Origin of the sequence: Gilliamella sp. W8126, from assembly GCF_016102185.1 — a bacterium.
In the GTDB taxonomy this organism is placed as follows: domain Bacteria; phylum Pseudomonadota; class Gammaproteobacteria; order Enterobacterales; family Orbaceae; genus Gilliamella; species Gilliamella apis_A.
This window is the reverse complement of record NZ_JACFPE010000001.1, coordinates 239755-264108: the sequence shown is the minus strand read 5'-3', so window position 1 is coordinate 264108 and position 24354 is coordinate 239755. Positions and strand designations below refer to the sequence as shown.

The window sequence follows — 24354 nt, the reverse complement described above, 5'->3', positions numbered from 1 at the left end:
TTTATAACTATTTTTTATCCGCTTTATTTATTTCAGTAATTAACATGAGTTTTACTTTTGTATTGATTTCACTATAAGCAAAATTTTCGACCGAGTCGATATATGGAATGGCTGTTTGCCAATGATGAAATTCAGGTCCTATTGACAAGTTTTGGCTAATTAGCATTTCATTTATTTGAGTTACTAGCTGTTGATAATAGGTTAAATCATTATTTTCTAACGCATATTCTTCATGCTGTTGCCAAAAATCTAACACGCTTGATAAATCATTTAGCTTTGTCACAGAAATCATAGTTGGCGTAAAAGATAAGTTGTTTAATAAACGATAACCACGAGAAGCTTTACTTTGCGAAAATAAATGTAAATGGAATCGGCTTAATTCAATAGCAAAATTAATTAAATCCAATTTATTACCCTGTTTTATTTCGAGCTCAATCTCTTGAATAGGTATCAATTTTCCGTTTGAGGTAATTTGGCCTTGATCTAATGCCACTTCTATTTCACTATTCGCAAATGAAATTAACCAAGTTTGACGTTTAAAGTTAGTAGTAAACAGAGGGATTATTTCTTGTTGTAACAATTTTATATCACAATTAGCTGGTAATGCTCCTTTTGGTAACACACTCAAATCAAGTTTATCATCAGGAAGCGATTCATTAAACTCAATTCGTTCGTGTAATCCTCCGACAGATTTCCCTTTTGATTTTAATGTCATTTCAAAATGCTTACCGTTAGCATCTTCGCTTATTCTAACTCGTAAACCACAACCATTGTGACGTAGAAAATAATCTTCGCTATCATAATAAGTATTAATCAAATTTAATTGATTAACTAGTGTTCTTGATCCTTGCGAAGAAAATTCTGCTTCATCACAACATACCCATTGATTTAAATAAAGTTGTAGCTCTGCTATATCAGCTTGATTAATCTGAAACTTTAATTCAATTTCATTACTCATTCGTCTGTTTTTTATCAGTTATTTTGTTATATGATATACTGATTATTTTCAGAAATATAGCCAATCATTAATTAATAGACAATGTCTGTTTTTGTAGGCTATAAAGCTTAGTAAATAAGCCATTTTTAGCCATTAATTGCTGATAATTGCCTTGTTCTACAATTGAACCTTGATCTAAGACAATAATATTATCAGCACCAACGATAGTTTTTAAGCGATGAGCAATAACAATGACAGTTCTATCTTTTACTAGATTAGCAATGGCTTCTTGAATATAAACTTCATTTTCAGGATCCAAAGAAGCGGTAGCTTCATCAAGCAAAATAATAGGTGCATTTTTTAATAATGCTCTCGCAATTGAGATACGTTGCCGTTCACCGCCAGAAAGTTTACTACCGTTTTCACCAATTAATGTATTCCAACCATCTGGTAATCGAGCTACTAGCTCATCACATCTAGCGATTTTAGCCACATGTTTTACCTCTTCATCAGTAGCATTATGCCTACCAATTCGAATATTATTCATAATAGTATCATCAAACAATACCACCTTCTGAAAAACAAAAGCCATTGAATGCATTAATGTTTCCGGATCTATTTGCTTAATATCTTGATTATCTATAGTGATTTTTCCTGAATTTACATCCCAGAAACGAGCAATCAACTGTAATAAGGTACTTTTACCACTACCAGATGGCCCAACTAGTGCTGTCATTTTTCCTTCAGGTATAGCGCAACTTACATTATTAATAACACTTGTCTGATTATAGGAAAAATTAATCTGATCAATATTGATATTATAATTAGTAAAAGTCACATCATCTCTACCTTCCATAATAGGTTCATTTTGCAGACTCTTCATTCTATCGATTGAAACCAGCATATAGAACAGTTCAGGTAATAATGTTAAAACTGAAATTAATGGACTATAAATTCGCGAACTAATAATCACAAAAGCAATAAAAGTAATTGGATCCAAACTTCCAGAAACCATTAAGGTTACCCCGAGTAAAACAACAATACCTAAACCCACTTGTAATGTCATAGTAGACAAAGTAACAATAATTCCACCTATTCCTTCAAACTTAATCGATGCCCACATCATATTTTTCAGTGCTTTATCTAAACGATTGAATTTTTTACCACTTAATCCAAAACCTTTTATGATTTTTATACCATCAAGATATTCTTGAACCTCATCGGAAACAGCTAATTTAGCTTGAACATGTTTTTCCCCCAATTTTTGTTCGAGTCTTTTACCAGCAACAACTATAATAATAGCAATTGGCAAAGTACAAAAAATTGCCGCAGCCATTCGCCAATCATAAAATGCTAATAAGCAACAAGTTATTAGACTGCTAACTGAATATCCAATTAATTGCGGTATGACATGGCTAAGCATATTTTCAATAACCGCACAATCGCCCATAATATTTGCAGTAAGTTCAGAAAGATCTTTTCGATTAAAAAAGCTTAGTGGTAATTTGCGAAGTTTTTCAGCGACCGCAATTCGAGTATTGGCAGCTTGACTAAAAGCATTAGCGTAAGTCTTTTTATATTCTCTTTTATAACAGATTAAAAACAAAATCGCAGATAACACACCGAAGCCTGCCATTATCCAAAGATAATAAACATTCACTGGTATTTGGTTAGTTAAAGGCTCAATTAACAACATAATTACCTGTAATAAAATTATGAAAGGCAACATTAATGTTAAATTGGACAATGTACAAGCAATAATCGCTTGATTAAGATTTTTACTTTCTATATCGGACAACATTAATATTTTTTTAAACATGTGCTACCTCATCATTATGACAAGAGTGATCTGAATGACAATTATTAGCAGAATTTGGTTGATCCATTTGCCAATCTAATGTTTGCTTGTAATATTGCCACATTTTGTAATAGGTATTTTGTTTATCAATAAGTTGCTGGTGGGTTCCTTTTTCAACAATACTTCCTTTATCTAATACCACAATTTGATCGGCATCTTTTATTGTTGATAGGCGATGGGCAATCATAATAACGGTTTTACCTTCCATTAATACTTTTAAGGCAAGTTGAATTTTGTATTCATTTTCAGGATCAGCAAAAGATGTAGCTTCATCAAGAATCAGTATAGGTGAGTTTTTTAGTAATGCTCGAGCAATTGCTAATCGTTGCATTTCTCCGCCAGAAAGATGCACCCCCTTAGAGCCTATTACAGATTGATAGCCATCAGGTAATTTCTCAATAAAATCATGACACTGAGCGGCTTTAGATGCGGCAATAACTTCGTTTAGATCGGCATCTGGTTTACCGATTTTAATATTATCTAAAATTGTTTGTTTAAAGAGAAAAACATCTTGAAACACAAAACTCACTAATGATAATAAATATTCACTACTCATTTGCTTAATGTCTACATCACCAATGGTTATTGATCCTTCCCTAGGATCAAAAAAGCGCGGAATGAGTAATGAAATGGTACTTTTGCCACTACCAGAAAGCCCAACTAATGCGGTGGTTGTTCCTTGTTTGGCAGTAAAAGAGATATGATTGAGGGCATTACTTTCTAAAGAATCATTATCTTCATTCTCATTATAAGAGAATGTAACATCATTAAAACAAATATCATAATTATCAACTTCTAGGCCTGATTCCGGTTCAGCCAATGATTTTATATTGAGAACATTATCCATATTTTCAACACTTTTAACTGCTCTTTGAAAACTTTGTGATACATATAAAAGTTTGAAAAAAGGTGCCGGCAAAGCCAGTGAGAAAATTAAATAGAAAATAGATGACAAAATAAAATTGGCATAATTTTCTGTTGTACCTAATAATAAAATCATTACGGGAATAATAAAAAGATAGATATTATTTAATATGAGCAAAAACAGTGCCATATGATATTTAAAACAATCTATAAACTTAAGACAATATTGTTGATAAGCTTTGATAGATTCATAAAAGCGTTTAAAAGAAAAGAAAGTTTGATTAAAAGCTTTAACCACTGTTATACCACGAATATATTCAACTGAAGCATTACTCATATCAATTAATCGGGTTTGAAACTCTTGCATATTGTTTTTAATTTCTTTACGACGATAACCACTTTTTAAAACAATATAAGCTAAGATGATTGGTACTAATGTTGCCAAACCTAAACGCCAATCGAAAATAGCTAAAATAATAAAAATAATAATTGGAGTAGCAAATGAACCAATCATATCAGGCAACTGATGTGCAATAAAAATCTCTATTTTTTCAATATCATCATCAACAATTTTTCGTAATTCGCCACTTGAATGTTTAGTATAAAATCCTAGAGGCAAACATGATAAGTATCGAATAAAATTGTATTTTAAATGATAAAGAGTTTTAAACGCAGCAATATGCGAAAGACAAAGTGCTAAAAAATTTAAAAATATAGAAGATGCCGCAGCAATAAAAGCTAACCAACCATAATCGATAATTAATTCATTATTTAATGTAGTGTTGTTTACTAGACTAATAATTATTTCATAAACAATATAATATACTGAAATAAAAGGAATAAAGGCAGTAGCAACACTGAAGATTGAAAGTAAACAAGATAAAATAATGAGTACTTTATATCGAAAAGCAAGCTGCCAAAGACGAGAAGTAGGATTGTTATTACACGTTTTCATAGAATGAACACTCTGTTATGGTAATAATAATCATTATCAGTTATAAATTTTAAAATAACAATTATTTTTGCTCCTACTTTGATTTATATTGGCTATTACTATTATAGATATTACAGACAAAAAAGGACTATCTTATTTATGACCAAATATTAAGATTGTAAATAAGATAGTGAATTTTTTTATTATTCAAACAATTAATAATAATTATTTGACAACTCGGAAAGGATTAGCTGGTTTTGGTTTAATATTTTCTGCAGGTTTATTCGCTCCTTCTCTAAGAGCTTTATAATGTGGCTCATCCTCAAATCCCATACCAACACCATTTTCACGAGCATAAATAGCTTCAATAGCTGCCATTGGTACAACAATATGTTGAGGAACACCAGAAAACCTAGCATTAAATTCGATTTGTTCATTATTAGCTAAATATTGCCCGACCGATTGCGGGGCAATATTAAGTACTATTTGATTATCTTTTATAAACTCTTGCGGTACTAATACACCATATACAGAAGTATCAACCACAATATACGGAGTTAATTCATTATCTAAGATCCAGTCATAAAAAGCCCTGAAGATATAAGGGCGACGAGGAGTCATGTTATCAATTTCCATAACGGCTACCTTGTTTAATTGCTAATCTGTCGTTAGATAAAAAATAAACTATTACGCTCTAATTTTCTTTTCATCTTCAGTTAAAGAGCTTATAAAAGCTGGTCGTTCAAAAATTCGAGCCATATAAGCAAGATAATTTTTCTCGGCAACTTTTGGCAACTCAATACCAATCATAGGTAAACGCCAAAGCAAAGGAGCAAAATAACAATCACATAATGTAAAATCATCACTCATAAAGTAATCTTTTTCTTTAAACATTATGGAGATTGATACTAAATCATCAAGTAAATTTTTACGAGCTTGTTTAGCTGCTTCACTATCCGGATTAGCTAAAATTGTTTCGTAAGCGCTATACCATTCTTTCTTAATGCGATACATGGTTAATCGAGAATTCGCTCTTACAATTGGGTAAACAGGCATTAGCGGTGGATGAGGAAAACGTTCATCCAAATATTCTAATGCAATATGAGGTTCATATAAGGTAAGGTCACGATCAATTAGTGTTGGAATTGAACCGTAGGGATTTAAATCCAATAATTCTTGAGGTAGATTATCTGCTGTAACAAACTCGATTTCAGCTGTTACCCCTTTTTCTGCCAACACAAAACGAATCTGATGGCCATAAATATCTGTTGTATCACAAAATAATGTCATTACAGAACGTTTATTAACAGCAACAACCATGGTCACTCCAAATATGCAAAAAGTTAAAATAAGTTTATATTAATAACTATTCTAACAAATTGGATAACAAATTTGTTAAAAAAAATGAATTTTCTTTTTGTTTTTTTCTCAGATTTGTACTCTTTTCATCTTATAAACAGATTATATTTTTTGAGGAGAATAAAAGATTTATAATATATTATATTGAATAATAATAAGTTATTTTTGATTTGGGTGATTATTATCTATAATTTATATCGTAATAAATAAAACTGAAAAAAAACCCAGCTTGTGCTGGGTTTTGAAACAAATTTGTAACGTAGCAATTAACGTTTACTGAATTGTGGACGACGACGAGCTTTGCGTAGACCCACTTTTTTACGTTCAACTTGACGTGCATCACGAGTAACAAAGCCCGCTTGACGTAATGAAGAGCGTAAAGTTTCATCATATTCCATTAATGCACGAGTAATACCGTGGCGAATCGCACCAGCTTGACCTGAAATACCACCACCTTTAACCGTGATGTAAAGATCAAGTTTGTCAGTCATTTCAACTAACTCAAGTGGTTGCATAACAACCATACGAGCTGTATCACGACCGAAATATTGCTCTAATGAACGTTTATTAATAACGATATTTCCACTACCTGGTTTGATAAACACTCGAGCAGCGGAACTTTTGCGGCGACCTGTACCGTAATATTGATTATCAGCCATCTTCTATCCCCTTAAATATCTAATACTTGCGGTTGTTGTGCCGCATGATTGTGCTCACTACCAGCATAAACTTTTAGTTTACGGTACATTGCACGACCAAGAGGACCTTTCGGTAACATGCCTTTTACAGCAATTTCGATGACTTGTTCAGGATGACGTTCAATCATTTCTTTAAAAGTCGCTTCTTTAAGTCCACCGATGTAACCAGTATGACGATAATAGATCTTATCAGTGCGTTTTTTGCCTGTTACAGCAACTTTTTCTGCATTGATAACGATAATATAGTCACCTGTATCAACATGTGGTGTATATTCTGCTTTGTGTTTACCACGCAAACGGCTTGCGATTTCAGTAGCTAAACGACCTAACGTTTTACCTGCTGCATCAACAACATACCAGTCGCGTTTAACTGTTTCTGGTTTAGCTGAAAAAGTACTCATTCGTATTTATCCAAATTTTAATTAATCTCACGTTAATAAATCATTTGATTTATTTACACTTTTTGATTGCTACTATTAACTAACTAACCCCTTCGAGTTGCTATACTAATTTTGACAATCGAAAACAGCGTTGGGAAGAACACTGTTGTAACGTGGGTGGCAATATTATACAGAAATATTATAAAAGCGCTAGAACTTATAACAAAAAAACATAGCGATAAAAAACACTAACTGCTACACTTTCAGTTAACCTTTAATTACACGATATCAATTGATGAAAAATTTAATTCAACTTACCGAAAAAGATTATATAAGCAAAGGACTACATAGAAAATGCTATCATCATCCAGATGATCCGAATAAATGTATCAAAGTAAATTATAATGATGGCGCCGAAGAAGAAACAAACCGTGAAATTGCTTATTATAAACATCTTATAAAACGCAAAATATCGTGGGATGTTTTGGCAAATTATTATGGCCCAGTAACAACAAATTTTGGACAAGGACATGTTTTTGAATTAATTCGGGACTATGATGGGAAAATTGCTACACCGTTAGAAAAATATCTCTATGACGAACAATTAACTCAACAATATTATAGTGCGTTAGTTGTATCGCTTAAAGCACTAAAAACAGCGTTATTAAAAGATCGAATTATTACCATGACAATCAAAAGTAAAAATATTTTATTTCAGCATTTGTCATCTGAAAAAAATCGCTTAATCATTATTGATAATATAGGTAATTCGACCTTTATTCCGATTGCTAATTATGTCGGATTTTTTGCCAAAGCAAAAATAGAACGCACTTGGCAACGTTTTTTATCATCACTTATTAAAGAAAATCAACATAACAGTTTAATAACTAAGTTAATTGATGAAGTGAATCATTAAGTCTAACTTCGGCAATGGTACCTATTTGACGGTCCTGCCGATTTCTTAATGTAAATTGCCCATGATGCAATTTAGTGATGCGATTAACAATACTTAGGCCAAGCCCTATTCCATTATGTTTACGATCCATTCGGAAAAAGGCTTGCGTTAAATTTTCAGTCTTTGATTCATCAATACCACAGCCCTCATCTTTAACCGCAATAATAATATCTTGAATGTCTTGATAAAAACATATCGTAATTTTACTTTTATTTGGACTATATCGATAACTGTTTTCAACCAGATTGCGAATCAGTAAACGAATCAGAGTTGCATCGCCACTAAAAGTAATCTTATTAGTAATTTGCCATTCAATCGTTTGTTGTTTTTGTTCTGTTAGTTCGGTTAATTCATCAAAAAGTGGTATTTGAATATCATCATAAAAATTAATTTTTTGATACTGACCTAACGTAAATTTTTGACTAGCCCTAGCGAGCATCAAAAGTTGCTCTACCGTATTGACTAAACGATCTATACGTTCAATTAGTTCACGACAATCGATTTTATTTTTCGCTTCAAGTAATTCTAAATGCAGACGAATACCTGCCAATGGTGTTCGCATTTCATGTGCAACATCAGCAGTAAAAAGACGTTCTTGTGAAAGAGTATTATTGAGTCTCTCAAACAAATTATTCAATACCAGTGTAATCGATTTGATTTCACGCATATTACTAATTGGTTTTATCGGTCTAAGATTATCAGCTGTTCTTTGGTTTAGATCTTTTTCAAGAATCTCTAAAGGTTTAGTAATCCATTTAATAGCTTTATAAGCTAAAAATAAAGTTACAGCCATCATAGAAAAGGCAGAACAGAACAGAGCAAAAATAGCCTCTAACTCCTCGTGCTCAACTACTTCGTCAATTTTATTTTTACTTAATGTTAAATTAACTAGAACATCAATTTGCTCTTTACTTTCATGCCATAACCAAAATACCGTAATAATTTGGCAAATCAACATAATAGCGCCTAAAGTAAAAAAAAGATTCCAGCGAATACTATGACGTATCTTGGTCAAGGATTTTTCAATCATAAGTTTATCATTCACTAAATTTAGAATAATAGCTAATTATCAATATTGAGTTGATAACCATATCCACGTACAGTTTTGATTAAATGTTTACCTAATTTATTTCGTAGCGCATGAATATAAACTTCAAGCACATTTGAACTAGGATCACTTTGCCAATCATATAAATCATTTTGCAATAAATTACGATGTACTTTTTCTCCAGCTTTTAACATTAATCTAGACAATAAAATAAACTCTTTAGGTGTTAATATAACTTCTTGTTCATTTAATGTCGCTGTTTGTCTTTTAATATCAATGCTAATCGGGCCATAATTAATAATATTATCAGCTGTTCCTTGATTTCGACGAATCAATGCCCTCACTCTTGCTAGTAATTCAGTTAAAGCAAAAGGCTTAATTAAATAATCATCAGCACCAAGATCTAAACCTTCTACTCTATCTTCAATAGTATCGCGGGCAGTTAAAATAAGGACAGGAATATCAATTTGTTTTTTACGCCAACGAGTGAGTAATTCTAAACCATCACAATCTGGCAATCCCAAATCAAGAATAATTAAACTGAATTGCGAAAACTCTATATGTTCTTCCGCTTGCTTACCATTAGATGCCACTTCACAAACATAACCATCAGATGTTATACCATCGTATAACCCTTTTTGTAATAAACTATCGTCTTCGACTATAAGTATTTTCATTATAGTTCAACCTTAATTAGATTTGAAAAATAGCCTAGCTAGCATAGTTAACTAGTATATGCCTAACCTTAAACAACTTAAATTTTTATTCATTTATAAATTTTGTAATATAGAAACCAAAATTTTTTAATTAGAAAAACTGATATAAAACTTAATAACATACCAACTAAAATATCTAGTGGCCAATGAACCCCTAAGTAGATACGGCTCCAGCAAACAAGCAAAGCAACTACAGTAGATAAATATGCAAACGATTTAAATTGCTTTTTATAATTTAAATAAATAGAAAAGCAGATAGTCCAAATAAAAACAGCATGCTGACTTGGTAACGAACTCGTTTTATCATGGGTTAAAAAATTAGTACCAACATTAAGTACAAATGGCCGTGGCGAATAAAATAGATGCCTTATAATAAAAGTAACAGTTAGCACTAATGCTAAACTTATTAAAATTTTTATCACCAATGTTCTATATAGTGGTTTGTATATACAGCATATTCCTAATAAGCCAATAGGTAGTAATATTAAGTAATTAGCACAAAACACAGCAAAAAGAATAAACAACTTCGAAGCATGTTCTTGCGCATTGATTAATAAAAAAAGATGAGAGTTCATATTAAGTAACATATCAAAACCAATACTGACAATATTTACTTATAATTTAGCAAACGAAGCTTAAAAGAACCTTAATAACCTTTTTGAGTTTTTTAGAGATGTTTTGCTCAATAATATTGAAATAAACAATCTAGCTATTTTTTGCGAGAAAATAAATGATATTTAGGTAATACTGATACTGTAAAATCAAGTGTGGCACAAATAATAAAATAAACCACAATAACAAACAAAAAAATCTCTGTAGGATAAACCATACTGCGATTATTAATTTGGGTAGCAATAAAGGTAAACTCTGCAACACCAACGATATAAGCTAAAGAGGTATCTTTAATTAATGATACCCACTGATTAACAAAGGAAGGTAACATCATTTTTAATGCTTGTGGCAAGATAATAAAAATAATGACTTGGCTTTTTGTAAAACCCAATGAAAAAGCTGCTTGCCATTGTTCTTTGCCAATAGCTACCATTCCTGCATGAACAGAATGACCAATGTATGCACCACCAATTAATGATAAAGCAAAAATCACAGTAGTGATAGCTGGCACATCAATATTTAATAAAACTGGCAATAAAAAATAAGTCCAAAATATGAGCATAATAACGGGAATCGCTCTTAAAAAACCTAATACAATAACTAAAAGTTTACGTAAAAATCCGTCACAAACCGTTAAACCGACACCCGCGAAAACACCCAAAATGGTCGAAAAAACAATAGCAGCAAAACTCATTAACAATGTTAATACTATGCCACCAGGGAAATTTCCAAAAATAAGATAATCGAGATTATGCCAAATAATTTCAAAACCCTTAAAATCCATAACGTATTAGACCTTTCCAATTTGTAAATATTTTGATTGATAAATATTGCCTAGGGTACCCACAATAACAATAGCGAAAATATATAAAAAAGTTGCTACTGCAAAATCCTGAAATGTTTTTAACGATTCGGTTTCTACTTGACGAGAAACATAAGATAGTTCTAACACACCTATTGCCATGGTTAGCGATGAGTTTTTGATAATATTCATATATTGACCGATCAAAGGAGGAAAAGCGATACGAAAGCTTTGCGGTAAAATAATAAATCGCATACTCTGCCAACGAGTGAGACCTAATGCTAATGAGGCTTGTTCTTGTCCACTACTCACCCCCATAATTCCAGCCCGGAATTCTTCAGCAATAAAAGCACTGGAATAACATGTTAAACCAATTAAACCAATAATAAATTCAAAAGATGGCATTTTTAGAGTGAACAAAAACAGTTGAATTTCTGGTTCATCAAATAACCATAATTTAAACTCAATCGGTAACAAATTACCGATACCAAAATACCAGAAAAAAAGTTGTGGTAATAATGGCGAATAACGAAAAATGGCGTTATATCCAATAACAACGCCTTTGATAATTTTAATATGACTTTGCTGAGCAATAACTAACAAAAACCCTAATGTAGTAGAAAATATAATTGTTAAAAAAGAGATAGCCATAGTGACTAAAAAACCATCCCATAACCACCATAAATAACGAGGCTCTAGTAATTGCTCATACATATAATTTATTGACCTTTTCCTATTTTGAAATCGCCACGAGGCATCGCAGAATTTGTATCTGGACCAAACCAACGGTTATAAATAGTCAATGCTTCACCATCATTTTCAAGTTTTAATAATATTTGATTAACTTTTTCTTTTAATCGAGTTTCACCTTTTGGAATACCAACAGCTTGATATTCTTCAGTAATACTAAATGGTGAAATTTCAAAAACAGCACGTTGTTCTTCTGGGACATTTGCGAGTAAACCAATTAACTTAGCATCATCTTGAGTAATAGCTTGTACCACTCCATTACGTAATGCTGCAAAAGCAAAAGGCGTATCATCATAAGAAATCACTTTAGCTGTTGGAAACTTTTCACGAAGAGTAATTTCCATTACGGTACCTTTATCAGCCCCTATACGAAGTTTCTTAAGATCATCAGCTGTTTTTAACAATCCTTTTTTAGCCACAAACTTCTGACCTGTGGCAAAATAAGGCAAACTAAAATCAACTGTTTTAGCTCGCTCATCAGTAACCGTAAAGTTGGCAACGATCAAATCCGCTTTTTGCGAGGTAAGTAATGGAATACGATTAGCTGGATTAGTTGGAACAAGTTCCACTTTTACATTTAATCCTTTAGCTATTTCATTAGCATAATCAACATCTAGCCCTGTTATTTTATTGGTTTTTTCATCAATAAATCCAAACGGAGGATTGCTATCAAATACAGCAATTTTGATCTCGCCCCGTTTTTCAATATCGTCTAAACGATCTGCATAAGCAGAGTTCACGCCTAATAGTGTGCTAATCAAAGCTACAGCTGTTAATGATTTAGTTAGAAATTTCATGACAACATCCTTAATAAGATAGGTATTTACATAAAAAGTCTAACAATAAATAGTCTTTACGATAAATAACAAATATTTACATAGATATAACTATTAGTTATATGTTAATCACTAATTGGATTAAATTTATAACAAATTGATAATAATAAAATGGCAAAGTACGTGGAATCTAATACTTGATCTTTAAGCTTACAGGAAATCAAAAGAATAAATTTACTGTAAACTTAAATTGGATTGTAACCTCGAATTAAAAAATTAAATAATTTCAACAGGTACCTTGAATACTGCTTTACGAACTTTTTTAGGCACATCAACCATACAAAGTGCTTGATGCGGTTCGCCTGGATAGAAAGTGACAAAATCACCTTCTTTTAGGAGAATGGAGTTTGTTAATAAAGGATTCTCTAAAATAAAAAGGTCTGGTTTTTTTTCAAAAAATGACTCAGAACTACAATCATTTAAACTATAACGAATAATTTCTTCACCACTTAAAATTAATTGTATATCTAAATATTTTTTGTGAAATTCAGTGTGTCTTTCTTGAATTGGTGAAGTAATTGAATCATTTATATTATAAAACCATTTTTCACCTTCAAGCTGATAACGACCATCTGCTAAACTTTTCAAATAATTCAGACTTGTTTCTGGTTGAGATAGAACATCATATAACGACTTTGGTAACGTAGCTAGATTTAAAAAATTCATATTCCCTGCAATCATCATTACTCTCCATAACATTGTTTAAAATAATATTTAACCCAATATTGCCCATCAAAATTGATGGGCTAGATAAAATTATTTCTCTGCTTTTACCCAATTTTCATCGACAACAACATATTTAATTGCCATTCGGAAATAAGTATAAGCAATATGAAGCTTGCCATCGAAACCTTGCTTGATACTTGGATAAGAAAATTCTCTATTCAATTTATCTTTAGAATTATTTGACATGCAGTAACCATCACCTTCATCCAAATTTCGAATATAAGACCACGTTTTACCATTATCTGTTGAAATAGCTAAAGACATCGGTGCTCTTGGCGCTCCCCAGAAAGCATTTTTTTGGCCATCTATGATAGCGGCTTCTTTTTTATTGGTGCTGCTGGTATCTTCAATCTCATCATATAATGAGACACGCCTTTCTTTTGCATCCTTAGCACTTGAGTTATTAAACACTAAAGCGATATGTCCATTATTTAATACGGTTGCTTGAATAGACGAATTATTATTAGGTAATATGGTAGGAATAGGTTTTGACCAGGTATACCCACCATCATTAGACCGACTTTCATAAATATTATCAGCCCAACGACTACGGAAAAGAGCATATAAACTATTATCCTGTAACATCATAATATTCATATGAACACAACCTAAACTATCAGGTATATCAACATTAAACCATGTTTCTCCTTTATCTTTTGATATCATTACACCGCTAGTATCATAGCTACCAACCCATTTTTCACCAGGTTTAGCTATACAATAAAATACAGGTAATAACCAATCTCCATTTGGCATCACTGTTATAGGTTGTCTTATAAAAATTCCTTTATCAGGATCTTCAAGAAGAGTATTTATTGGCCCCCACGTTTCGCCAAAATCTTTTGATTTACGATAACGAACGATAGCCGTATCTTGATTACCTGAAACTTGAGCTGTATACAAAAGCCACAATACATTTTCAGGATCTAAAAAAAACAATGGATTTTGTTCAGATCTAGTTGCGTCATCTGACAATTTTGTGGCTTTTGTCCAAGTATTAGAGCCTTTCTTTAAACGCGAATAATAAGCTGAAATATCCGCAATACCTTCTTGTGTTCCCCCAAACCATGTACAAAGTAGATCACCATTTGGTAATGGTAATAAATTTGCAGCATGGTTTTGCACACATTCTGTTGGTAAATAAGCATCAACACGCAATGGATCAGAATTATTTGTAGTCAATTTACCCGAACAGTCCAATTTAACTTGAGTCATTAATTTATCTCCTTATAAAGAATCCGCTTTTGTTTTTTCTTTTACAAAAGGACTGATGAATAATTTGTCTAACAACATAATGATGGCTGGAGAAAGTAACGCAACATACATATTGTTAATTCCTAATGGATCACCACAATAGAACCAAGTAGAGGTGATAACAGCGGCACCAATTAATGCCATATTAGCAGCTCGAGTACTGTTTAAGAATGGTAAATAGAACGCTATCATTGCAACTATAGTTATAGACAACCTAATTGCTCGAGTAAAGAAAGAAAGCTTTAAGACCTCAGGAAAGGCTAAAACTAACAAGAGCGGAGCAAATCCAACAATAACTGAGATGACTTTTGTCGCTTTAAATTCTTTTTCTTGCGTTGGTTTAAAGTATGGAACATAAAAATCTTTAACGATTAATGATGCAATCGCTAGAGCAACAGTACTCACACTGATAAAAATAGAAGCAACTAATGAGGTAGTAATAATCCCAGCCATAAAAGGATTCATATCTTGAATGAATACTGGTAACGCATACAAGCTTTTAATATCTGGATGAAGAAATTTCGCACATACCCCAATAACCGCAATCGCAATCGCAATAGGTAAGCAGAAAAAGAAGGCATACCAGCAAGCACGTTTAGCCGATTTAGCATCTTTTGTTGATGAAATTGCTTGAATAACAAACTGCGTACAAAATATTGAACCAATTGTTCCGATTAGCCATGCAAAAATAGTACCTGCACCAATAGAGCCATCCCATGTCCAATAATGAGGCGGCATTTGTTCGATCATTGGAGCAAAACCACCGGTAAGGTATAAAGCCGTTCCTAAGATAAATAACACCCCAAAATATTTCACACCACTATGAACGATTGTTACATATGCAACACCTTTCAAACCGCCAAAGGCAAAATAAAAGGTACTGACTACTGCAGTAATAAATGCTGCCACAGGCAATGAAATTTGTAACACAGTTGAAATTGCAGCCGCTCCACTAATATAGTTACCAACATTAACAAGTATTAATGCATAAATCATGATAATCGATATCAAATTCTTAGTAGAATTACCATATTTTTGAGCAATTGCAGCTGAAATAGTAATTTCACCAGTATTATAGATTTTTTTTACTAACAATAATCCAAAAAGTGGGAAACCAATAGCAGCACCAATTACAGACCATGATGCAGCAATCCCATTATCAAACGCTGATTGTGCTGTGCCAATTGTTGATTTTGCACCAATATACTCAGTCATTAGTAATATCCCAACAACTATCGCCGGTACAGCTCGAGAACCTTCCATGAAATCACTATTATTTTTACTTCTTAAAAAATAAGTCATCCATGAGGTAGCTAATATATAAAGGACAACAATACTAACAATTATTATTGTGTCCATTGTTCCAAAGTAATGCATATATCACCTTTATTTCTTATAATTACATGTTAAATATTTGTTATAAATGATTCACAATGGTTTTAATGGTTGCAATGTGATCATCTGAAAACTGGATTGGATAACGACTTACACCAACTTCTTCTCCCATTAGTGTTAACGCTTTTTTCACTGCTGCCGGAGAGAATACAGTTGCATATAAATTTTTCCTTAAATCACCTACAGCATCCTGAGCTGCTTTAGATTTATCAAGGTCACCTGCTTTAAAGTTTTTCCAGATAGCATTGATATAACCCGGTGCAACATTAGCAAGCCCAGAAATCGAACCAACTGCACCACCAACAAATCCTTGATATATCAATGAATCAGGACCGGTTAATACATCAAAGTTATCTAAGCTTTTTGCTACATCAAGAAAGGCTTGCAAACTTTCGGCACTTCCTGCACTGTCCTTGATACCAGCAATATTAGGATGTTCGGCAAGTTTGGCGGCTGTTTCTGGTAAAATGGTGTTACCTGTTCTGGCTGGAATGTTATATAGATAAACAGGAACGGTTAGTGCATCTGCAATTGTTGAATAATGATAGATGAGTTCTTCTTGTTTTAATGGAATAAAATATGGCGCTATTACTGATACAGCATCTACGCCTAATTTTTCGATTTGCTTACCTAATTTTATGGTTTCTCGGGTTGAAATTTCACCGATGTGAGACATTACAGGAGAACGTCCAGATACTTCATCGACGCAAACCTCAGTAACTTTGATCTTTTCTTGCTGGGTTAAAACAAAAAATTCACCATTGGTACCATTACAAAAAACACTATTACCATGATTTAATTGGCGTTGAACCTGTTTACGCATTCTTTTTGGACAAAAATCCCCATTTTCATCAAACGTTGTGACAATGGCGGTTAAAATTCCTTCTATTTTTTTGCTCATAATTTTTACTCCAAGAGTAGGATTGTCTATAAAAGTGATTGATAAATAGCTAAAACATCTTGTTTGGTAACTTGTTTAGGAACGTTATTCATTAAACGTTTCACTTCTAAAGCTGAATCAACAAGATAGGGTAAATCTTGTGGCGAGATATTAAGTTCTTGTAACTTTGTAGGTAGTGCTAAACGACCGACTAAATCTTTAAAGTAACTGACTAATGCATGCGATTTTTCTTCATTAGTTAAATTTAGGTTTGCATCTGGCAATAAGTCATAAGCTTGTGCAAATTTTTCAACCACCGCGTCACGAACAAACTCCATACAAGGAACTAGTAGAATGGCATTTGCCACACCATGAGGAATATGGTATTTACCACCTAGAGGATATGACATAGCGTGAACTAGATGTGTACCTGAATGGGCAATCGCAGCACCACCATAATATGAAGCCCAAAGCATATTCAGTTTTGCTTCTAAATCAGTTTTATCATTTACTGATCTCTCAAGAAACTTAAATAATTTATCCATACCTATTAAGGCATAATTATCACCAACCGGATTGGCTATACTGGCTGTAAAGCATTCAATTAAATGACACAAAGCATCAATACCTGTAGAGGCCGCAATATGATTTGGCATAGAAATAGTTAATTCTGGAATCAAACACACATAATCAGGCAACATAACTGGTGAAATGATGCCTTGTTTGGTAGATTTTTCAGGAATAGCCAAAATAGCATTTGGAGTTGCTTCGGAACCTGTTCCCGCCGTAGTAGGGATAAGAATGGAAGTACATCGTTTAGAAGGTTTCACACCTGCCAATAATTGTTCAAGAGTCAATTGATTCTCTTTAGCACATAACACTGAAATTAATTTAGCAACATCAAGAACACTACCTCCACCGACACCAACAACTAGATCAGCATTAGCTATTTTCATTCGATTTAATAAATTTATGACATCATGATGACTAGGCTCTGGTGGAATATCATCAATGAGAGTGAAATGATGAACCGTATCTACAAGTGTTTTTATCAATTTAGTTACAACTGGTAAATTAATAATATTTTTATCAGTCATAAATATGACATGACGATGTTGTTTGAATAGAAAATTAAGATCATTTAATACACCTTGTCCACTTAAGACAGTACTGTTAATGTGCATAGTTAGCTCCAATCGATTGCAATTTAAATGAGTATTAAAAATCATATTGATTTAATTTAATCATTTAATGTTATTTTAAGTTAGATAATTGATCAATTTTAATATTACAAAACTATGATCCAGATCACATTATGATTAAAATGATTTATTTTAATCATTTTTATTGTTTTTTTGATTAAATAATCGGTATAATCCTAAAAATAGTTTTTTTTGAGTAAGATTAGTCAATGGTAAGGTTAATAATTGCAGACGATTTCACTGGTTCTAATGACGCTGGTGTACAATTTGTTAAGAAAGGATTCACTGTTGATGTTGTTTTTGATTGGCGATCTATACAGCCTTTAAAAACTCATATTAATGATAAAAAAGTTATGGTTGTTAATACTGAAAGTAGAGCAATCGAATATCATGAAGCCCAAAATAGAATTAAGCAAGTTGTTTTAAATAACCGACATTTACAACCTATTTATAAAAAAATTGATTCAACTCTGCGTGGTAATATAGGTGGGGAAATAGAAACATTACTGGCAACAACTCAAATTAAATTTGCTTTAGTTATACCAGCTTTTCCTAATATGAATCGTATTACTAAAAATGGTAAATGCTATGTTAATGGTATTGAACTAATCAACACCGAATTTGCCACTGATCCTAAAACACCTATTTGTTCATCCCATATAAAAACAATTATAAAACAGCAAACAGATTATCCATGTGAAGAAATCAATATAGATAAAGTAAGAACTCATCAAATAGCAAAATGTATTGAAAACTTTGCAACTCAAGGAACTAAGATCATCATAATCGATGCTGAAACAAATCATGATTTAAAAACGATTATAGAACAAACTCAAGGATTACTAGATAAAGTTTTACTAGTAGGCTCGGCTGGATTAGTTGAATTCCTTTCGCAATCAATGACAGAAAAAAAACCAAAATCAGAAAGACTAAGTAAAAAACCAATGTTAGTCATGGCAGGATCAATGAGCGAAATTACTCAACAACAGATAAATTATACCATTCAACATGATAATAACTGGAATGTAATAGATCTAAAAATATCAGATTTATTACCAGAACTATCAGCAACTACGTTAATAACATATAAAAATAAAATTCAAAAAATACTTGATAATAATCAACATTGTATTGTCAGAACCAGTACCAATAAGCAAGAACGAGAAAAAATCGATTTGTATTGCCAACAATATCAATTATCAAGAACCGAACTAGGTGAAAAAATCTGTAGTGGTTTAGGATTATTAGTTAAAAACATAAAGTTTAATAATTTATTTTTAACTGGTGGGGATGTAGCTATTTCCATTGCTAAATCTTTAGGTGCGATAGGTTTTACAATCGAGGGACAAGTTTGTGAAGGAGTCCCTTACGGTAGATTATTAAGCCATGAAATTTTAGATTATAAAATATTTACTAAAGCCGGTGGATTTGGAACAAAAGATATTTTTTTAAAAGCATTAAGATTTATTTAAAGGAGATAAATTGTGTCAAAAATCATAGCGATAACTATGGGAGATCCGGCTGGAATCGGACCGGAAATTATTGTCAAAGCACTACAATCAGATATTGTAAAAAATATACATTCGATTGTAATTGGTTCGGCTGATTTATTAAAAAAACAATTAAAAATGGGATTATTTAGCGATGTTAATTTTAATGTTATTAATAGCGTGAACGAGGCTGATTTCTCAAAAAATGTGATTAATATAATTGATATAAAATTGGAAGATATCGATTCATTACAACCTGGCAAAATTCAACCACAAGCGGGAGATCTAGCTTATCGATGTGTAAAAAAAGCAACTGAATTAGCACTTGCAGGCGAAGTTACAGCTATTGCAACAGCACCGCTAAACAAAGAGGCACTACACTCAGCAGGACACATGTATCCAGGACATACTGAGTTGTTAGCGAAGCTCACTAATAGTAAAGATGTCGCTATGGTACTTTATACTGATTCACTAAAAGTGATTCATGTTACCACTCACGTTTCATTAAGAAACTTTTTGGATAAATTAAGTAGTGATAGAATTGAAAAAGTTATTAAAATTGCTGATGATTTTCTTAAAAAAGTAGGAATTTCTGCGCCAAAAATTGCTGTAGCTGGCGTTAACCCTCACGCAGGAGAACATGGGCTGTTTGGTGATGAAGAAATAAAATTTGTTACACCAGCTATTGAAAAAATGCAACTTTGTGGCATTGATGCCATTGGTCCATGTGCACCCGATACAGTATTTTTACAAGCCCATCAAGGTAAATTTGATATGGTTGTTGCAATGTACCACGATCAAGGTCATATTCCCCTTAAATTATTAGGCTTTTATGATGGGGTAAATATCGCAGCCGGACTACCATTTATTAGAACATCAGCCGATCATGGCACAGCATTTGATATTGCATGGCAAGGTATTGCAAAAGCCGATAGTATGATAGAATCAATCCGATTAGCGGAACTGTTATCTTAGTTAACAATATTAATAAACTTAGAAAAATAGAAAGGGGAATTTTCAGTGGGAAAATACAATCGACTCGATCAAATCATGGATTATCTTAAGATTCATAACTTAGTCACAGTCGAAGAGTTAGTTATAGCTACTGAAGCCTCTCCTGCTACTATTCGCCGCGATTTAATTAAATTAGATCAACAAGGCGTAATCAGTCGGACACATGGCGGTGTTACTTTAAATCGTTTTATTCCTAGCCAACCAACTACATCTGAAAAAATTCATAAAAATTTTAGTGAAAAACAGCTTATTGCAGATGTTGCAGCCGATCTTATTAAAGCTGGCGACTCAATAGCGCTTGATGCAGGGACAACAACTTTGGAAATAGCTAAAAGAATTACCCAAATGCCTGTCAGAGTCATTACATCAGATTTGCATATTGCACTTTTTTTATCTGAGTTTAAACAGATTGAAGTAACCATCATTGGCGGTAAAATTGATGATAGTAGCCAATCATGCATTGGTGAACATGGACGTTCATTACTTCTACAAATTAATCCCGATATTGCATTTGTAAGTTGTAATTCCTGGAGTTTAAGTAAAGGGGTAACCGCACCAACAGAAGACAAAGCATTAATTAAAGCAGGATTTGCTCAAAAGGCTGATAAAGTAGTGCTTGTTGCGGATAGCAGTAAATACAATTCTTATTCTTTATTTACTTCCATACCACTTAATCGTTTTACCGATATTATTACCGATAACCATTTAGATATCGAAACAGTACAACATCTTCAAAGCCAACCATTTAAGTTACATATTGCCAGTTAATATAAGTCACAGATAAATTTGAAAAATCATAAAATTTATTTATCTGTGATATTTGCCTTATTCAGCAATTATCCAACTATTTCACTATCTACAAAAAAGTAGGCAATCTCTCTTTCCGCTGATGAAATAGAGTCTGAACCATGTACGGCATTTTCAGTAGTGTTATCGGCAAAATCAGCTCTCAACGTTCCTTGTTCGGCTTTACTTAAATCCGTAACACCCATCAATTGGCGATATTGGTTAATAGCATCTTCACCTTCCAGCACTTGCACAACTATTGGCCCTGAAATCATAAAATTAACTAATTTATCAAAAAAAAGTTTATCTTGATGTTCAGCATAAAAGCCTTCAGCTTGAGACTTTGTCAACTTGATCATTTTCATAGCAATGATTTTGAGTTTTGCTTTTGATATTCGAGTTTCAATCTCACCTATAACTTGTTTTTTAACAGCATTGGGTTTAATGATTGATAAAGTGCGTTGTATAGCCATGCGAGAATTCCTTTATTAATCTGATATAAAAGTTAATCGAACAATTTGACCGCTTTCATCTAATAATAATAAACGATGTTTCCCTTTTTTGGTCACTGTTAAAGCTATTTTTTCATTATTTTGAGAATTAGCCACTAATTCGCCATCTAAAAACCACCATTTCTCTCCATAACCACCTTCCGGAGTGAGATCAACAGTCACTTGATTAATACCCGGCAATGCTCTAATTAATTGTTTATCACGTAGCCCAACAATATTAAGTGAAGTAAAAATATCTTTACCCATTATAGGACACGTTTTATCGATAGGCGGTAATATCGATTGTCTTCGTTCTTTAGTTAATAACCAGTTTTCTAACGAAACAGGCCATAATGCTACCTGTTTTTTTTGCGCGCCTAAACAATCAGCTGCGACACGTTCCCCTCGTGCATTAACCCAAATATTTATCCAACCAGAACGGTAAATATTGTTTTTCAATTCGCTATAAGTACTTAATGTTGGTGGTACCATTTTATCCAATATCCATGCTGTTTTTTGTCGATGACAATTCGCATCTGATTCAGGAAGAGGTTGTCCTAATGGCCAACAAATTTTCATAGAAGAGACTGATTCTGGTTTTTTATTAGAAGTAATAAATCGATTTAAACGATTTTCTCTATTTAAAAGTATCGAATTAACTTGTTGCAAAATTGGCATTGCAGATATTGAACCATATTGTCCAGCAACAGGTGTACCGTCCGGTCGCCCAACCCAGACACCAATTAAGTATCTTGAATTAACTCCAACCGCCCAAGCATCCCGATAGCCATAACTGGTACCCGTTTTATAAGCTAACAGATTACTATTAATTAGCATTTGCCTTGTTATCCAAGCACTACCATCAGAAATAAGTGGTTTATTTATTAATGGTTCCTTTTTAGTGAAACGTAACGGACTCACCTCACCATGCCTAGCAAATGCACTATAAGCACTAACAAGATTATCCATTCTTAATGAAGCGCCGCCTAATATATAAGAAATGTTCGGTTCATTAGCTATAGAAGATAAAGGCAAACCAATACCTGCCAGTTTGGCGCTGAAGCGCTTTGGACCATATAATTCGATTAATTGAACTGCGGGTAAGTTCAGTGATTTACTTAGTGCCTCTGATGCACTAACTGGACCATAAAAACCTTCATCGAAATTAGTGGGTCGATAATCTGAGGTAATACGAGGAACATCTTGCAGTAAAGATTCAGAATGAATCATACCATCATCAATAGCAAAGGCATAAATAAACGGTTTTAATGTAGACCCCGGAGAACGTAATGCCCTAATCATATCAATCTGGCCAAAACGTTCTTTATCATTAAAATCAGCCGAGCCTACATAGCCTTTTACAGTCATATCAGTATGATCAACAACTAAAATAGCCAATGATGATTTAGGAGGTAATTGATTTTTACGATTAACAGCTAAATCTTCTAAATTATATTGGAGAGACACATCAATGGTTGAATGAATAATATCCTCATTAGGATATTGTTGTTTTAAGCGATAAGCTAATAATGGAGCCAACTGAGGGGCCTTTCGGGGATAAACCCAAACCTCATCACGGCGTACTTGTTCAATCAAGTCATTTGACCACACTTGATATTCAGCTAATCTATCTAGAACTTTGTCACGAGCTTGCTTAGCTCTTTCAGGAAACCTATCTGGTCGTAACCTACTAGGCGCTTGCGGTAACACAGCTAATAAAACTGCCTCACTACGGGTTAATGCTTTGGGCTGTTTACCAAAATAAGACCAGCTTGCAGCACCTATACCTTCAATTGTGCCACCATAAGGTGCGTGATTAATATATAAAGTGAGTATTTCTTTTTTGCTATAATGCAATTCTAGTTGAAAAGTGCGAAAGATCTGTTTTAACTTGCCAAACAATGTTCGATCATGAGGATATAATAACCGAGCCACTTGCATTGAAATGGTACTACCTCCAGACACAATTCTATCATTAGATATATTTTGCCAAGCAGCACGCAGTAAAGAAATGGGATTAATACCGATATGATCGTAAAAATAACGATCTTCATAATTTAATAAAACGTCAAGATAATAATCTGGGACTTCATCAAGGCTCACCGAATAACGCCAAATACCATTTTTATCGGCAAATCGCCATAATGGAGTTTCATCGTCGGCAACGACAGTTTGCGTAGTTTTATTTTGTGAAACAGATAATGGAAAAAGATAATCAGCAACAAAAAAGCCACCAACAAATAAAACTAGTAATACCAACAAAAATTTAAATAGTTTACAAAAGAACTTTTTCATTATCGTTATTATATTACCCAGCTAAATTTATTCGAAAATAAAAAATTCCGCCAACTATATTGGCGGAATAAT

24 protein-coding genes are annotated in these 24354 nt (G+C 32.9%); 4 read left to right on the top strand and 20 right to left on the bottom strand.

Annotation, left to right across the window (positions count from 1 at the left end):
• Positions 1–7: 7 nt before the first annotated feature.
• The 7 genes from H3S74_RS01175 to rplM form a co-directional block, all read right to left on the bottom strand.
• Positions 8–958 carry an inorganic triphosphatase gene (locus H3S74_RS01175; protein ID WP_198246996.1) on the bottom strand — a complete coding sequence of 317 codons (951 nt, stop codon included), beginning with the start codon at positions 956–958 and terminating at the stop codon, positions 8–10.
• Positions 959–1025: 67 nt separating this feature from the next.
• Positions 1026–2756, bottom strand: coding sequence for an ABC transporter ATP-binding protein (locus H3S74_RS01170; protein ID WP_198221746.1), 1731 nt, complete (start codon positions 2754–2756; stop codon positions 1026–1028).
• Entirely contained in the window at positions 2749–4614 is a 1866-nt protein-coding gene (locus H3S74_RS01165; RefSeq protein WP_198246995.1) for an ABC transporter ATP-binding protein, read from the bottom strand. The genes H3S74_RS01170 and H3S74_RS01165 overlap by 8 nt, the downstream gene beginning before the upstream one ends.
• Positions 4615–4818: 204 nt before the next feature.
• Positions 4819–5229, bottom strand: a complete 411-nt coding sequence (locus tag H3S74_RS01160; protein ID WP_110448204.1) for a ClpXP protease specificity-enhancing factor — start codon at positions 5227–5229, stop codon at positions 4819–4821.
• A gap of 51 nt (positions 5230–5280) precedes the next feature.
• Complete coding sequence (sspA, locus tag H3S74_RS01155; RefSeq protein WP_086359756.1) at positions 5281–5913, bottom strand: stringent starvation protein SspA; 633 nt, start codon at positions 5911–5913, stop codon at positions 5281–5283.
• Between the two features lie 305 nt (positions 5914–6218).
• Positions 6219–6611 (bottom strand): 30S ribosomal protein S9, encoded by a 393-nt coding sequence (gene rpsI, locus H3S74_RS01150; protein WP_034901366.1) that lies wholly within the window; start codon positions 6609–6611, stop codon positions 6219–6221.
• Between the two features lie 11 nt (positions 6612–6622).
• A complete protein-coding gene (gene rplM, locus H3S74_RS01145) occupies positions 6623–7051 on the bottom strand; it encodes a 50S ribosomal protein L13 (protein WP_034901369.1) in 429 nt (142 codons plus the stop codon).
• Positions 7052–7325: 274 nt separating this feature from the next.
• Here rplM and H3S74_RS01140 point away from each other — a divergent pair, with 274 nt between their 5' ends.
• Complete coding sequence (locus tag H3S74_RS01140) at positions 7326–7946, top strand: YrbL family protein (RefSeq protein WP_198199337.1); 621 nt, start codon at positions 7326–7328, stop codon at positions 7944–7946.
• Here H3S74_RS01140 and pmrB read toward each other — a convergent pair.
• The 11 genes from pmrB to H3S74_RS01085 form a co-directional block, all read right to left on the bottom strand.
• The gene (gene pmrB, locus H3S74_RS01135) at positions 7918–9015 is read right to left on the bottom strand and encodes a two-component system sensor histidine kinase PmrB (RefSeq protein WP_198221755.1); all 1098 of its coding nucleotides are present in this window, start codon (positions 9013–9015) and stop codon (positions 7918–7920) included. The two genes, H3S74_RS01140 and pmrB, sit on opposite strands and share 29 nt — an antisense overlap.
• Before the next feature lie 32 nt (positions 9016–9047).
• Positions 9048–9710: a two-component system response regulator PmrA gene (gene pmrA / locus H3S74_RS01130; protein ID WP_110448208.1), complete on the bottom strand. Its 663-nt coding sequence runs from the start codon at positions 9708–9710 to the stop codon at positions 9048–9050.
• 89 nt (positions 9711–9799) lie between these two features.
• The gene (locus H3S74_RS12625) at positions 9800–10324 is read right to left on the bottom strand and encodes a phosphatase PAP2 family protein (RefSeq protein ID WP_198221757.1); all 525 of its coding nucleotides are present in this window, start codon (positions 10322–10324) and stop codon (positions 9800–9802) included.
• A gap of 134 nt (positions 10325–10458) precedes the next feature.
• On the bottom strand, positions 10459–11145 hold the full coding sequence (locus tag H3S74_RS01120; RefSeq protein WP_086364485.1) for an amino acid ABC transporter permease: 687 nt from the start codon (positions 11143–11145) through the stop codon (positions 10459–10461).
• Positions 11146–11151: 6 nt separating this feature from the next.
• A complete protein-coding gene (locus H3S74_RS01115) occupies positions 11152–11877 on the bottom strand; it encodes an amino acid ABC transporter permease (protein WP_110448210.1) in 726 nt (241 codons plus the stop codon).
• 5 nt (positions 11878–11882) lie between these two features.
• Positions 11883–12710 (bottom strand): ABC transporter substrate-binding protein, encoded by an 828-nt coding sequence (locus H3S74_RS01110; RefSeq protein WP_198221759.1) that lies wholly within the window; start codon positions 12708–12710, stop codon positions 11883–11885.
• Between the two features lie 255 nt (positions 12711–12965).
• The gene (locus tag H3S74_RS01105) at positions 12966–13430 is read right to left on the bottom strand and encodes a YhcH/YjgK/YiaL family protein (RefSeq protein WP_110448212.1); all 465 of its coding nucleotides are present in this window, start codon (positions 13428–13430) and stop codon (positions 12966–12968) included.
• 75 nt (positions 13431–13505) lie between these two features.
• A complete protein-coding gene (locus tag H3S74_RS01100) occupies positions 13506–14690 on the bottom strand; it encodes an exo-alpha-sialidase (protein ID WP_110448213.1) in 1185 nt (394 codons plus the stop codon).
• Positions 14691–14702: 12 nt separating this feature from the next.
• Positions 14703–16106, bottom strand: a complete 1404-nt coding sequence (locus H3S74_RS01095) for a sodium:solute symporter family protein (protein WP_198199318.1) — start codon at positions 16104–16106, stop codon at positions 14703–14705.
• A 40-nt stretch (positions 16107–16146) separates the two neighbouring features.
• Positions 16147–17025, bottom strand: coding sequence for a dihydrodipicolinate synthase family protein (locus H3S74_RS01090; RefSeq protein WP_110448215.1), 879 nt, complete (start codon positions 17023–17025; stop codon positions 16147–16149).
• 26 nt (positions 17026–17051) lie between these two features.
• Positions 17052–18188, bottom strand: a complete 1137-nt coding sequence (locus tag H3S74_RS01085) for an iron-containing alcohol dehydrogenase (RefSeq protein ID WP_110448216.1) — start codon at positions 18186–18188, stop codon at positions 17052–17054.
• 227 nt (positions 18189–18415) lie between these two features.
• On the opposite strand from H3S74_RS01085, the gene H3S74_RS01080 reads away from it, so the two are divergent.
• Genes H3S74_RS01080 through H3S74_RS01070 form a run of 3 tightly spaced genes read left to right on the top strand, consistent with a single transcriptional unit; the run spans position 18416 to position 21478 of the window.
• Positions 18416–19678, top strand: a complete 1263-nt coding sequence (locus H3S74_RS01080; RefSeq protein WP_198246994.1) for a four-carbon acid sugar kinase family protein — start codon at positions 18416–18418, stop codon at positions 19676–19678.
• A 12-nt stretch (positions 19679–19690) separates the two neighbouring features.
• Positions 19691–20671 (top strand): 4-hydroxythreonine-4-phosphate dehydrogenase PdxA, encoded by a 981-nt coding sequence (gene pdxA / locus H3S74_RS01075; protein ID WP_198199314.1) that lies wholly within the window; start codon positions 19691–19693, stop codon positions 20669–20671.
• A 45-nt stretch (positions 20672–20716) separates the two neighbouring features.
• A complete protein-coding gene (locus tag H3S74_RS01070; RefSeq protein ID WP_110448219.1) occupies positions 20717–21478 on the top strand; it encodes a DeoR/GlpR family DNA-binding transcription regulator in 762 nt (253 codons plus the stop codon).
• Positions 21479–21546: 68 nt separating this feature from the next.
• Here the strand turns inward: H3S74_RS01070 and ndk are convergent, their stop codons facing one another.
• Both ndk and pbpC read right to left on the bottom strand, forming a co-directional pair.
• Entirely contained in the window at positions 21547–21969 is a 423-nt protein-coding gene (gene ndk, locus H3S74_RS01065; protein ID WP_110448220.1) for a nucleoside-diphosphate kinase, read from the bottom strand.
• A gap of 15 nt (positions 21970–21984) precedes the next feature.
• Complete coding sequence (gene pbpC / locus H3S74_RS01060; protein ID WP_198199311.1) at positions 21985–24282, bottom strand: penicillin-binding protein 1C; 2298 nt, start codon at positions 24280–24282, stop codon at positions 21985–21987.
• Between the last annotated feature and the right edge of the window lie 72 nt (positions 24283–24354).